Below are 13695 nucleotides of genomic sequence, written 5' to 3' on the forward strand. Positions count from 1 at the left end.
AGTTGGGGGCTTTTATGCGGAAAGATGGAGATTCGATGGAGCCGGCGAAAGGAATCGAAAAGAGGGTGTTGGCGAGCGCCGGAATGGTCGGACGAATGGGCGCGGCGCTGTATCATGCGCGCGGTGTCGTCGGCATTCCGCCTGTCGGCCCAGTCAACGAGGATCGACCGCGACGTGATCGATAACGACCCGCTCGGCAACGAAGTGCCGATGGCGTGGCAGGCCAGGCTGGCCGGCTGCCGATGGACGCGACAGACGGACGGCCAGTCGGACGCCGTCGTGTTCCGGCTCGATGCGCGCGACGGCTCACGCCGGTTCGTGAAGACGGCGCCCGCGGGGCCGCTGGGCGAATTGCGCGACGAGGCGGCGCGGCTGCGCTGGCTGGCGAGCACGGGCCTGCCGGGCGCGCAGGTGCTCGACGTGGCGTCGGCGGCGGGGCGCGAGTGGATGCTGCTGAGCGCCGTGCGCGGCGACAACCTCGAAACGGCGCAGCTCGCGCCGGCCGAGAAGGTGGCGATCATGGCCGACGCGCTGCGTGCGCTGCATCGGCTCGATCCGGCCACGTGCCCGTTCGATCACGGCGCCGCGCATCGTATCGCGCGCGCCCGGGCGCGGATCGACGCTGGGCTCGTCGACGAAGACAATCTCGACGACGTGAATACGGGGGTGCCGCTCGACGTGCTGTTCGCGACGCTGCTGACGCACCGGCCGGCGACGGAGGACCGGGTCGTCACGCATGGCGATGCGTGCCTGCCCAACATCATGGTCGACGAAGGCGGGTTTTCCGGCTTCATCGATTGCGGGCGCCTCGGTGTCGCCGATCGCTACCAGGATCTGGCGCTGGCCGCGCGCGATATCGAAGCGGATCTGGGCAGCGAATGGGTCGCGCGTTTCTTCACGCGCTACGGGATCGAACACCCCGATCCCGACCGGATTGCGTTCTATCGGCTGCTCGACGAGTTTTTCTGAGTGCGCAGGTGTTCACCGATGGTGAGCGAACGCCTTACTGCACCCTCTGCGTAACCACGTGCGTCCCGGAACTGCCGGCGGCCGGCTGATCGTTGTATGCCGAGAATCCATAGTTCAGCAGTTTGCCGGCGCCGACGATCCGGTCGTTCGCCGTGGGCGCCCCGAGCACGACCGCGAATACGCGTCGCGTCATCGGCGGAGATGCTTGCCGGCGCTTCGCAGTGGCCACGATGCAGTAGCCAGCCGCTTGCGTGTGGCCGGTCTTCATCCCGTCGACGGAAGGATCCTTTCCGAGCAGCCAGTTCTTGTTGCGCTTGCGGAATGAGCCGTACGAGAAATTCTGCTCGGACGAGAAGGTGTAGTACTCCGGAAAATCGTTCGTCAGGCGCAACGCCAGCACCGACAGGTCGCGTGCCGTCGTGGTGTTCCCCTGCGTCGTGATGCCGGACGGCGTCGTGTAGTGCGTGTGGTTCATCCCGAGCTGGTGCGCCATCGCGTTCATCTTCTGCTCGAACCCTTCGGGCGAGCCGCCGATGCGCTTCGCGAGCACCAGTGCCGCGTCGTTCGCGGACGCCGCGATGAGACCCAGGACGAGTTCCTTCACCGGGACATGCTGGCCGGGCACGAGATACATCCGTGCTTCATCGTTGCCGACCGAACCGATGTCGGCCGCGTCGACGGCCAGCTTCTCGTCCCATCGCACGGTGCCGTGCTTGAGCGCGTCGAGCACGAGATAGGCCGTCATCAGCTTGGTGAGCGAGGCGGGCTGGCGTTCGGCGTCGGCGTCATGTTCGACGAGCGTCTGGCCCGACTCGCCGTCGACGACGATCCACGATGCGGCGCGGACGTTGGGCGATGGGCTGGCGGCGGCGTGCCCCGTCGACATGGCGACACACGATGCGAAGGCTGCGACGAGCGTCGGCAGGCGGAGACGGAGTGAATGGTGATGCGACTTCAAGTTGCAACCTGTGTGGGGGGATGAATCGGTGTGCCGACGCGACGCCATGAATCGATACTTGCTTCGGCCGGCTGGCCTCGATGTCGACTGTGGTGTTGACGATCGTCGTGCTTCGTCGGTCCGTATTTTACGAGATATGCATGCAGCGAGTCGTGGGCATTTCCGGACAAAAGTGCCTCGGCGATGCCGGTCACGAGCGTGAATAGGCGGCCGGCTCGGTTGGCGCCGCATTGTCCGGAACGAGGCCATCGAGTGGCCGGCCGATCTGCCTGCCGGCCGGCCGCGCTACTGCCTGGCACCGGCTTGCCGCAGCGCATCCGCGGCGTAAATGTTGTCGTGCGTCAGCGCAAGCTGCAGCAGCGACTGTCCGCACCGGTCGACATGGTTCGGATTTGCGCCATGCGCGACGAGCAGCGGAATCAGTTCGAAGCGATTGAAGAGCGTCGCGAACCCCAGCGCGGTTTCGCCGGCGCCGTTCGTCTGATCGATCGGGCAACGCGTGTCGAGCAGGCGCCGGGCGATGCCGGGCGCGTTCCTGAAGAGCGCACCCATCAGCGCCGTATTGCCGTGGCGATCGCCGATGCACGCGTTGGCGCCGGCCGACAGCAGGTAGTCGAGCGCGGCAGGCTGGCCGTCGTACGACGCGAGTATCACGGCCGTATAGCCGTGGCTGTCGGTGGCGTCGACGGGATAGCCGGCGTCGCGCAACGCGCGCAGGATATCGACGCGTCCGACGCGCGCAGCGTCGAACCAGTCGCCGTCGTAGCGGCGCAGTGCGGCGGGATCGGCCTTGCCGTACGTCGGCTGGTCGGGCAGGTGCGCGCAGCCGGCGATCGCGGCCAGCGCCACAGTCATTGCAGCCGCGCGGATCGCGCGTGTGAAGCGTTCTGAGCGCATGGGGGTGTCCTGATGAAGAAGTCAGGCCGACGTGCGCGGCACAACCGCGCACGTCGGCAGCGACCGGCGTCGCGGGATCAGTTCTCGCTCAGCTTCGCCGCGAGCGACTGCACCTGCTGGACATTTGCGTGAACGGCTTGCGCGAGACGCGTGCCGTAGTCCGCATCGGCCTTGTAGAAGTACGACAGCATCGCGTACTGGTTTTGCGCGTTCTTCACCTGGCCAAGATCGCCGGACAACGCAGTGACGAGATCGTCCTTGTCCTGCTGCGACAGGCCGCGGTAGTACTCGCCGGCCTGACGGAACAGCAGCTTCTTGTGGATCGCTTCCTGTTGCGTCGTGCCGTTGAGCGCCATGCGCACGGACTTGTACTGCGGATCCTGCGCAAGCTCGCGCTGTGTCGACGGCTCGTAGTTCACTTCGCCCTTGCGGTCGCCGGCATTCATCTTGCCGTCCTGGTTGTTGTTGACCACTGGCACGACAGGGCGGTTGACCGGCAGGTCCATGTAGTTCGCGCCGAGCCGGTACATCTGCGTGTCGGCGTACGCGAACAGACGATCCTGCAGCATCCGGTCTTCGGACGGCTCGATGCCCGGCACGAGCCGCGACGGTGCGAACGCCGATTCCTCGGTCGACTGGAAGTAGTTGTCGGGCACGCGATTGAGCGTCATCGTGCCGACCTTGCGTTCAGGTACGCCAGCCCAGACCTTCGTGTCGTCGAGTGCGTCGAAGTCGAAGCGGTTCAGGTCCTTCGGCGCGAGCACCTGCACATACAGATCCCATTTCGGGAAATCGCCTTGTTTGAGCGTGCCGTACAGGTCGTTCGTCATCATGTTCCAGTCGCGCCCGATCGAAGCGGCGATGTCCTGCGGACGCAGGCCATGCACGCCTTGCTGGCTCTTCCAGTGGAACTTCACGTAGTGCACGTCGCCTTGCGCGTTGACGAACTTGAACGCATGCACCGCGAAGCCGTCCATGTGGCGATACGAATCGGGCATGCCCGCGTTCGAGTACAGCATCGTCAGCATGTGGGTCGCTTCGGGCGTGTGCGCGAAGAAGTCGAACGCGAGGTTCGGATCCTGCACGCCGGTCACGGCGCTTGGCTTGTTCGCGTGAACGAAGTCGGGGAACTTGATGCCGTCGCGAATGAAGAACACGGGCAAGTTGATGCCGACCATGTCCCAGTTGCCCTGCTGCGTATAGAACTTCACCGCGAAGCCGCGCGGGTCGCGTGCCTGCTCGGGCGAGCCGCGATAGCCCATCACGGTGGAAAAGCGCACGAACACCGGTGTGCGGGTGCCCGGCGTGAAGACCTTCGCTTTCGTCAGGTCGGAGAGGTCGGCGCTCGGGACGAACTCGCCGAATGCGCCGGTGCCGCGCGCATGCACGACACGTTCCGGAATGCGCTCGCGGTCGAAGCGCTGCAGTTTTTCGATGAGCGCGGAGTCCTGCAGGAGCACGGGGCCGGCCGGGCCGGCCGTCTGCGAATTCTGGTTGTCGCCGATGGGTGCGCCGGTGTCGCGCGTGAGTTCGGCGGCATACGGAGAAGCGGAGAGGGCAACGCAGATGGCGGCAACTGCGTGCCGCAGCACGCGATTGGAGGATGAGGACATGACGATGGAACTCCTTGAATCCGATCGGTGGTGGGGAAGCCGACTGAATTAGAAGAGATCGTCAGGGGATTGGCTAATTGATATTCGATATGTCGTCGATAGCGGCGGAATCGACACGGCGAGAGCCCGTTCGTTGCGGACGAAACGAATCTGTATTGTTGCGTGCGCAATGAATGATTGCGGCACGCATGATGCGTCGATCGTGCATCATGCGCGCCGGCGCCGTCACGCGGCGTTCGTCTGCCAGCCGAGCCCGAGGCTCTTTTGCAGCGACACGTAGTCCTTGATCAGCTCGGCTTGCCCCGCAATCACGTTCTGTTGCGCGGACAGCGCTTCGCGTTGCGTATCGAGCAGGTCGATCATCGACGCGACGCCCGCGCGATAGCGCTGGTCCATCAGCGAGCGCGAACGCACGGCCGACGTTTGCACCTTCGTCAACGCGACGACGTGTTCGCGCTGATGCCCGTAACGCTGCAATGCGGTGTTGGCATCCTGCAATGCACCGAGCACGGCTTTCTGATAGTTGGCTTCCGCTTCGTCACGCGATGCTTCGGCTGCCCGCACTGCGCCGCGTGTGCGCCCGAAATCGAGGATGTTCCATTGCAGGTACGGCGCACCGACCCACGTGAAATTCTGCTTGCGGAACAGATGGCCGGGGTCCGTCGCGCTGAAGCCGAGATCGCCGAGCAGCGTCACCTTCGGGAAATAGTCGGCGACATGCTCGCCGATCTGCGCATTGCTCGAGGCGAGCCGGCGTTCGGCCGCGCGAATGTCGGGACGCTGTTTCAGCAGCGTGGCCGGATCGCCGATCGCGACGGTGCCGGGCAGCGTCGGCAGCGGGGCATCCGGTGTCGACAGCGCGGCGTCGAGCGCGCCCGGCGCGCGGCCCGTCAGGATCGCGAGCCGGTCGAGCGATTCGGTGACTTGCGCGTCGAGCGGGATCAGCGACGCACGCGTGTTTTCGACCTGCGTCGTCAGGCGTTCGAGGTCCGCATCGGCCGCGACGCCGCGCGCGCGGCGCTGCTGCGTGAGTTCGAGCATTTTCTGCTGCAACCCGGCGGTACGCTGCGACAGCGCGAGCCGTTGCTGCTGGTCGCGCAGGTCGACATACGCATTCGCGACTTCGGCCGCGATCGACACCTGCGTATCGGCGAGGTCCGCATCGACCGCTTCGGCCTGTGCGGACGCCGCTTCGACCGCGCGCCGCGTGCCGCCGAACAGGTCGATTTCCCAGGTTGCGTCGAAGCCCGCCGAATAGAGCTGCAACGGCCCCGAGCCGCCGAGCGACGGCGACGTGCCGCCCGACTGGTTCGAGCCGTTGGACGGCAGCAGTGAGCCGAGCGCGCTGACGTCCGGTTCGCGCATGCGGATGGCCGCGACGGTGGCCGACGATTTTGGCAGCTGCGCCGCGCGCTGTTGCGAGAGCTGCGCGCGCGCGGCGCGCAAGCGTGCCTGCGCGGCGTGCAGATCGGGGTTGTACACGAGCGCGGCAGTGATCAGGTCGTCGAGCTGGCGATCGTTCAACGCATGCCACCACGCGCTCGGCGCGGGCGCGGTGGCATCGATGCCGGCAGCCGGCGCGCGCACGAAGGCCGGTGCATCGGGTGCGGCGGGCGCGCCGGGGTAGTCGGGGCCGACCGTGCAGCCGGCGAGCAGGCACGCGGCCGCGCACAACGTGAGCACAGGGTGGCGGGGCAGGGAGAAGGGTTTCATCGCGTAAGACGGTTCAATGGCCGGACGACATCGGTTGCGGCCCGCGCGGCGTTCTCAGCAGCAGCGCGAGCGGCACGCAGGCGAGCAGCGCGAGGCCCAGCAGATAGAAGGTTTCGGAGTAGGTCATCACGACGGCCTGGATCTGGATCTGCTGCGCCAGTTGCCCGAGCGCGCGCATGTTCGAATACGCGAGGTCGCCGGTGTGTGCGAACCAGTTGGCCGCATAGGCGGACAATCGATCCTGCCCGATCAGCGAGTTCGCGGTCACCGATTCGCGGAGCGCGGCCGTATGGAAGGTCGTGCGCCGGTCGATCACGGTGCCGATGATCGCGAGCCCGATCGAGCCGCCGAGATTGCGCGCCATGTTGTAGAGCCCGGCCGCATCGCCCGAGTCTTCGCGTGCGACGGCCGCCATCGACGCCTGGTTGAGCGGCATCATCGCGAGCATCTGCGCGACGCCGCGGATCAGCTGCGACCACACGAAGTCATGGCCGACGCTCTGCGCGGTCAGGCTGATGTCGAGCATGCAGCTCAGGCAGAACAGCAGCAGCCCCGAGATCACGAGAATGCGGAAATCGACCTTGCCGAGCAGGCGCGGCAGGATCGGCATCACGAGAAAGGCAGGCAGCCCCGATAGCAGCATGATCGCGCCGGCCTGTTCCGCGTTGTAGCCGGCGACGATCGCGAGAAACTGAGGCAGCAGGTAGGACACGCCGTACAGCCCGGCGCCGACCGCGGACACGATCACGATCACGCTCGCGTAGCGCGGGTTGCGCATCAGCGACAGCCGCATGATCGGCCGCTTCGCGAAGCGCTGCGACAGCGCGATCAGGACCATTCCGGCAAACGACACGATGCTCAGCGTGACGATCATCTGCGATTCGAACCAGCGTTCGCGCTGGCCTTCCTCGAGCACGACGGTGAGCGAACTCAGGCCGATCGCGAGGCCGAGGATGCCGAGCCAGTCCGCGTTGAAGAACGAGTGCCATTGAGGTCGGTCCGACGGCAGCCCGAACACCAGCAACGCCATCAGCAGCAGGCACACGGGCAGGTTCAGGAAGAAGCACCAGCTCCAGTTCACGTTCTCCGCGAGCCAGCCGCCGAGCACGGGGCCGAACAGCGGCCCGAGCAGCACGATCAGGCCGAACAGCGTCATCCCGACCGGCAGTTGCGACAGCGGCAGCCGCGTGCGGATGATGGTCTGCGCGGTCGGAATCAGCGCGCCGCCCGTGAAGCCCTGGCCGATCCGGCCGGCGATCATCATCGGCAGCGAATGCGACCAGCCGCACATCATCGAGAACGCGATGAACAGCGCGGAGTTCGTCAGCAGGAAATTGCGCAGCCCGAACACACGCGTGAGCCATGCGGCGAGCGGGATCATCACGATTTCCGACATCAGGTAGCCGGTCGAGATCCACGTGCCTTCGGTGCCCGTCGCGCCAATTTCGCCCTGGATCTGCGGCAGCGCGGAGTTCGTGATCGAGATGTCGAGCGTCGCCATCAGTGCGCCGAGCGCGCCGGCAGCAACCGCGATCCAGTCGGTCACGCTCGCGCGGCCTTCGTGCGGCGGCGCGGGCATCGTGACGGGGGTGTCAGCCATGGCGCTTCTCGTCGCGGACCGAACGGGTATCGACGTCGACCGTCACGGACAGCCCCGGCAGCAGCATGCGTTGTGCGCGCGCATCGGCGGCAAGGCGGATGCGCACGGGCACGCGCTGGACGATCTTCGTGAAATTGCCGGTCGCGTTCTCGGGCGGCAGCAGCGCGAACTGCGCGCCGGTGCCGGGCGCGAAGCTGTCGACGACGCCGGACAGTGCGCCGTCCGGCAGCGCATCGACATGCAGTTCGACGGGCTGGCCGATGCGCATGTTGCCGATCTGCGTTTCCTTGAAGTTCGCGACGAGATAGATCGAGTCGACCGGCACGACGGTCAGCAGCCGCGTGCCGGGCTGCACGTACTGGCCGACGCGCACCGTGCGATCGCCGACGCGACCGGCGAGCGTGCTGCGGACGGTCGTGTTGTCGAGATCGAGTTGCGCCTGCGCGGCGCTGGCCTGCGCGGCCTCGAGCTGTGCGCGCGCCTGCTGGCGCTGCGCGGTGAACGACGCGATCTGCGTGCGCGCGGCGGCGATCGACGCGTTGTTCGCGGCCAGCGTCGCGGCTGCCTGGTCGCGCGTGCTCTTCAGGTCGGCGACGCGTTCGTGCGTTTCCGCGCCGGTCGCCGCGAGCGGTGCATAGCGCGTGTATTCGTCGCTCGCGTGCTGCGCGTTGATTCGCGACACCTTCGCCTGCGCATCGGCCTGTTCGAGATTCGCGTGCTGCTGGCTGATGTCGGCTTCTGCGCGCGCGATATCCGCGCGGCGGGCGTCGACGGTCGCGAGCGATTGCGCGAGCGCAACCTGGTACTGGCGCACGTCGAGCCGCACGAGCGGATCGCCGGCCTTCACGGGCTGGTTGTCGCGCACGTAGACATCGGTCACGTAGCCGGCGACTTTCGGCGCGGCAGTCATGCTGTCCGCCTGCAGGTACGCGTCGTTGGTGCTTTCGATGAAGCGGCCGACCGTCCACCAGCGGCCGAGCCAGACGGCGCCGCCGATGGCCGCAAGCACGGCGGCAATGAGCAGGACGCGCCGCTTCAATCCGCTGTTTCCCTTGCGTGGCGTTGTTGCGGTTTCCTGACGATTCGCTTTCTGTGGCGGGTCTTGCAGCGTCGACATGCTGGCATCCAATTTATTCCAAGTGGAAGAATTATTCCAGTTGATAAAATTGTGTCAAGTAGAATGTCGATCGAGCGAATGACGAGGAAGGCATGAACGAAGCGAAGAAGCTGCGCCGCACGTCGGCGGGCGGCTACGCGCGCGGCGACGAAACGCGCCAGCGGATCATCGAGGCGGCGATCGAGCTGTTCGGCGAACGCGGGTTCGCGGGCGCGTCGACGCGCGAGATCGCCGCGATGGCGGGGGTGAACGCGCCGGCGCTCCAGTACTACTTCGAGAACAAGGAAGGCGTGTACCGCGCGTGTGTCGAGACGATTGCCGAGAACGGCTGGGAAGTGTTCGCGCCGGCGGTCGGCCATGCGTGGGCGATGCTCGATGCGGACGCGGACGTCGACGTGCTGGTCGACGCGTTCATCGGGCTGCTGCGCGCGCTGTCGGACCGGATGTTTACCGCGCCGAAGACGATGAACCAGCGGATGTTCTTCGCGCGCGAGCAGGGCGGTCAGGAACCGGCGAGCGCGAGCGAAATCCTGATGACGCGCATGCGCAAGCCGCTGAACGACGTGAGCGCCGAGCTGATCGGCCGCATTTCGGGGCGGCCGGGCGACGATCCTGTCACGCGGTTGCGCGCGCTGAGCCTGTTCGGGCAGCTCACGGTGTTCCACATCGCGCAGCGTTCGGCGCTGCAGTTGCTCGACTGGGATGCTTTCGAGGGCGAACGCGCGGCGTTGCTGATCGAGACGATTGCCGACCAGACGCGCGTGCTGCTCGAACAATGGCATGCGCAGCGCGATGTGCCGGCGGCCGGCTCGGAAACCGTGGCGAAGCGCGGGCAGGGTTCCGCCGCGTCGAAACGCACGGCGAAACCGGGGGCGGCAACGCCCGCGGCGAACAGCGCGGGGCGCGTGAAGAAACCCGCCGCGCGTTGAGCACGGCGCGTCACGCGCCTTGAATGGTCAGCCCGGCTTGTGCTCCCCGTTGCCGGGCGACGGCGGCCGGGCTGCCGTTGCCGGCGCGTTGCCGTTGTCGGTGGCGTGCTCGCCTTCACCATTGCCGGCAGGCCGGGATCCGTCCGCATAGGCCACCAGGCTGCGCTGCGGATTGGCGATCCGGATGCCGCGTTCGCGGAACGTCTCCGCGATCCGCCGGTTGAATTCGCGCTGCACGCTCCAGCGCGTCGAGTCCGTGCACTGCATCTGTCCGGCCAGCGCGAGCGCCGCGCCGTCGACCTGGTCGATGCCCCAGTAGCTGAAGTCCGACAGGATGCCGTCGTGGTACTTCGGATCGTCGCGCAATGCGGCGCCGATTTCCTTGAGCGTCGCAATCGCGCGATCGATGTCCTCGCCGTACGCGATGCTGACCTTGACGGCCGCGTTGCCGAGCCCGCGATTCGTGTTGTTGACGGTCGTCACCGAGCTGAACGGGATCGTGTACAGCGATCCGTCGCCCGCGCGCAGCCGCACGGTACGGATCGAGAGGTATTCGACCGTGCCCGACACGCCGGCGAGCGTGACCCAGTCGCCGACCTGCATGGCGTTCTCCATCAGCAGGAAGATCCCGGTGATGAAGTCCTGCACGAGCTTCTGCGAGCCGAAACCGAGTGCGACGCCGAAGATGCTTGCGCCGGCCAGCAGCGGGCCGACGTTCACGCCGAGTTCGCTGAGGCCCGTCAGCACGACGACGAGCGCGATCATCACGAACAGCAGCGAACGCAGCATCGGCAGCAGCGTGCGCAGCCGCGCCGCGCGCACCAGGTTGCCTTCGCGCGTCCAGCGCTGCAGGCGGCGTTCGATCGCGATGTTGGCCGCTTCCCACACGACGAGCGCGACGATCGCCGCGATCGCGATCGTCACCAGCGCGGACGCGAGCCGGTGGCCGATCGTGCCCGTCTCGAACGCGCGGAAGACCGGTACGCCCCAGATCTGCAGCAGCAGCACGACGGTCACGATGCCGATCGCCCCCGACACGATCTGGCGCAGCAGCGGGTAATAGCGGTACGCGTGCAGATGGACGAGCGTGCGGTCTTCGTCGCGGCCCTGGAACAGCCGCGCGAGCGCGCCGAACACGACGATCGACACCATTCGCATCGCGATCATCACGGCGATCGAACGGCCGCCAAGAGTGATCAGCACGCGGTAGCCGTTGTGGACGTCGAGCGCCCAGACGAACCACAGGGCCATCACGATGAAGACCGATACGGGCGCCCAGGCATCCGCGAGCGCGTTGCCGACGACCGCGAAGGCCGGCCGGTCGGCGCCGGCGGCACGGATCCGTGCCGCGACCGGCTGGCGGCACTGGAGGATCAGCACCGAGATCATCAGGTGCCCGACGAGCGCGACGGCCTTCAGCAGCGCGACATGGCCGGCTTCGCTGAGGCCGAAGTTCGCGGCGATCTCGACGGCCGCCGTGCACGCGCCGACCACGATCGCGATCCGCGCGATCGAGCGTTGCGCGAAATCGGCCCATGCGTCGCTGATGTGCACGAGGCGCAACTGCCGCGCATCGGGCTGGAAGAACAGCCGGCTGACGATCGTGACGAGCCGGCAGATCACGTAGATGTCGATCAATGCTTCGAGTGCGGATTCGACCGGCGTGCCTGCGTCATCGATCAGCGACATCGTCAGGCTCGCTGCACCGACGAACGCGAGCAGCGGCACCACGCGCAGCGCGAGGCTGACGAGCGCGCGCGGCATCCGGTGCAGCAGTGTGGTGTGCCGCCGCGCGTGGCCTCGTCCAGGCGACGCCGAGGGGGCTGCGTCCGGCGTGTCGGCGCCGGCAGCGTCGGGCGGGGGGGCGGTGTCTGCCGGCTCCGCGTCGTCCGCGTCCGGTGCGGCGGGATCGGATGCTGTTTGGCGCGATGCGTCGCCGCGCCGTGCGGCCACCGCGGCCAGCGCGCGTCGCAGCAGCCGCTTCGCGAGCCATTCGACGAAGAGCGCCGGCGCGAGCACGGCGAGCATGATCCAGATCGCGTGCGTGAGATTCGCGCGCTCGTCGGCGCGCACGAGCCTGTCATGCCACCAGCTTCCTACCGAACCGATATCGAGCAGCGAGCGTAGCGACTCCTTCAGTGCGCCGCCGATTTCGGTGGTCCAGCGCGATCCCTGGCGGACGAGCAGCGATGCGAGTCCGTTCGATGTGAGTGCGGTCGGGGCGGCGGCAGCCGATGCGCCGCTGGCGGCGGCCGCTTCGCTGGCCGCGACCGCAGGCGCACTCAAGGCGCCGACGGCTGCGATCGCGCGCAGCGTCGTTTCGACTTGCGCGCGATCGCGCGGGTTTTCGAGCACATTGAGTGCCTGCTGGGCCTGTTGCGGCGTCAGGGCGGGCGCGGTGCCGGAGGCGGCCGACGCCGCGGCCGGGGCGGGGGCGGCCGCATGGGCGGCCGAGACGAAGGCGGCAAGCAGCCAGCCGAGAAGGAAATGTCGCATGGAGTGGGCATGCGGGCGCGCATCGGCACGCGGCCCGCCAGGCTGAACGATGGACGGAAGTTAACATGATCGCGATCGGGACCGAATAGTTCCGTCGACGACGATTCGAATCGGGCATGCGCGAGGCGGCGCGGGCGTTGGCGGCGCGTTCGCGCAGGCAGGTGCCGGACGCAGGCGTGCGACCGACCGGAATGCGGGAGCAGCCTGCGTGCCCGGTCGTTAGGCGCCTGTAGCGCGTGTTGGCAGGCGCCGGCACCGGCACCGGCGCGCGGCGCATCGTTACGTGAGCGTTCGTCCGGTCACGATCGGCCTGTGTATCGCATCAAGTGGATTCGGATTCCTGATGAATCAGGCATTTTCGTCATGAAAGAACGGCAGCACGTGCTCCGCGATTTCTTCGATGACTTCCCGTACGGGCCGGTCCGATCCTGGGTTCAGCGTGACATGATGCGTACCCGCGGCACGCATGTCCCGGAGGATGTCGACCAACGCGCGGCGCCCGGTTGCGTAACCGAGCGGCAGCGCGGTGGCCGGCGCATCGGGGGCCGCGGCGAGATCGAGCCGCATCGACACGCCGAATGCACGAAAGTCCGGCGAAGCGAGCCGGTCGACCGCCGCGCGCCACATCGAATAGCGTGCGCGCTGCGTTTCCGGATCGCGGTGATACGTCATCCAGCCGATCGAATGCCGTGCGATCCAGTCGACGCTTTGTCCGCCCGAGCCGACGGCAAGCATCGGCACCGCGTCGTCGCCACGCGGCAGCAGCGTGAATTCGGGCGCATCGGGCGGCGCTTCGTCGGGCAATACGCGCGACGGCAGGCCGAGCGCGGCCGCGACGACGTCCCAGTGCGCGCGATAGCGGTCGCGCCGCGTTTCCGCGTCGACGCCGAACGCCGCGTATTCGGGCGGCCGGTCGCCGGAGCCGAGCCCGAGGATGAAGCGTCCGCCCGACAGCGTCGCGACCGACAGCGCGCCTTTCGCGATATGCAGCGGATGACGCAGCGGCAGCACGATCGCGCCGCTGGCGAGCACGATCCGGCGCGTGCGCGCCGCCAGTGCGCCGAGCAGCACCCACGGGTCGAGATGGCCGACCGGATCGGGATAGTCGGCGCTGTTCAGCGGCACGTCGCGAATCCACAGCGCACGAAAGCCGAGCGTATCGGCCAGCGCGGCGAGTTCGAGCTGTTCGTCGAAGTCGGCGACGATCTGGCCGCTGCGCAGCAGCGGAAGCGTGAGGCCGATCGACAGCCGCCCGGTGCAAAACACGCGATGCGTGACGTCGGGGCGGGCGGGAGCGAGGGGGGGCATGTCGGATCCTTTGGGGCGAGGCAGGGCGCACGTGTGGGGTGCCGTGTCGGAATGCTAGCGTGTTTGTGTCACGCGCGAGCGGGGCGGCCCGTGCT

At 67.4% G+C, this 13695-nt stretch carries 10 protein-coding genes; 2 read left to right on the forward strand and 8 right to left on the reverse strand.

The window, feature by feature from the left end; translation table 11 throughout:
• Positions 1 to 174 precede the first annotated feature (174 nt).
• A complete protein-coding gene (locus OHZ10_RS23615; RefSeq protein WP_425394796.1) occupies positions 175 to 969 on the forward strand; it encodes an APH(3')-II family aminoglycoside O-phosphotransferase in 795 nt (264 codons plus the stop codon).
• Between the two features lie 34 nt (positions 970 to 1003).
• Here the strand turns inward: OHZ10_RS23615 and OHZ10_RS23620 are convergent, their stop codons facing one another.
• The 6 genes from OHZ10_RS23620 to OHZ10_RS23645 form a co-directional block, all read right to left on the reverse strand.
• Positions 1004 to 1855 carry a D-alanyl-D-alanine carboxypeptidase family protein gene (locus tag OHZ10_RS23620; RefSeq protein WP_174992755.1) on the reverse strand — a complete coding sequence of 284 codons (852 nt, stop codon included), beginning with the start codon at positions 1853 to 1855 and terminating at the stop codon, positions 1004 to 1006.
• 357 nt (positions 1856 to 2212) lie between these two features.
• Complete coding sequence (locus tag OHZ10_RS23625) at positions 2213 to 2824, reverse strand: ankyrin repeat domain-containing protein (protein ID WP_342705888.1); 612 nt, start codon at positions 2822 to 2824, stop codon at positions 2213 to 2215.
• Between the two features lie 77 nt (positions 2825 to 2901).
• Complete coding sequence (locus tag OHZ10_RS23630) at positions 2902 to 4437, reverse strand: catalase (protein WP_342705889.1); 1536 nt, start codon at positions 4435 to 4437, stop codon at positions 2902 to 2904.
• A 225-nt stretch (positions 4438 to 4662) separates the two neighbouring features.
• Positions 4663 to 6150 carry an efflux transporter outer membrane subunit gene (locus tag OHZ10_RS23635; protein WP_342705890.1) on the reverse strand — a complete coding sequence of 496 codons (1488 nt, stop codon included), beginning with the start codon at positions 6148 to 6150 and terminating at the stop codon, positions 4663 to 4665.
• 13 nt (positions 6151 to 6163) lie between these two features.
• Positions 6164 to 7750 (reverse strand): MDR family MFS transporter, encoded by a 1587-nt coding sequence (locus tag OHZ10_RS23640; protein WP_342705891.1) that lies wholly within the window; start codon positions 7748 to 7750, stop codon positions 6164 to 6166.
• Entirely contained in the window at positions 7743 to 8867 is a 1125-nt protein-coding gene (locus OHZ10_RS23645) for an HlyD family secretion protein (protein ID WP_342705892.1), read from the reverse strand. Before OHZ10_RS23645 ends, OHZ10_RS23640 begins: the two co-directional genes overlap by 8 nt.
• 92 nt (positions 8868 to 8959) lie before the next feature.
• Here OHZ10_RS23645 and OHZ10_RS23650 point away from each other — a divergent pair, with 92 nt between their 5' ends.
• Entirely contained in the window at positions 8960 to 9796 is an 837-nt protein-coding gene (locus tag OHZ10_RS23650) for a CerR family C-terminal domain-containing protein (RefSeq protein WP_342705893.1), read from the forward strand.
• A 27-nt stretch (positions 9797 to 9823) separates the two neighbouring features.
• Here OHZ10_RS23650 and OHZ10_RS23655 read toward each other — a convergent pair whose 3' ends face one another.
• The gene (locus OHZ10_RS23655) at positions 9824 to 12292 is read right to left on the reverse strand and encodes a mechanosensitive ion channel family protein (RefSeq protein ID WP_342705894.1); all 2469 of its coding nucleotides are present in this window, start codon (positions 12290 to 12292) and stop codon (positions 9824 to 9826) included.
• Between the two features lie 348 nt (positions 12293 to 12640).
• Entirely contained in the window at positions 12641 to 13600 is a 960-nt protein-coding gene (locus OHZ10_RS23660; protein WP_342705895.1) for an LLM class oxidoreductase, read from the reverse strand.
• Between the last annotated feature and the right edge of the window lie 95 nt (positions 13601 to 13695).

Source organism: Burkholderia arboris, assembly GCF_038723655.1.
Taxonomy (GTDB): Bacteria; Pseudomonadota; Gammaproteobacteria; order Burkholderiales; family Burkholderiaceae; genus Burkholderia; species Burkholderia arboris.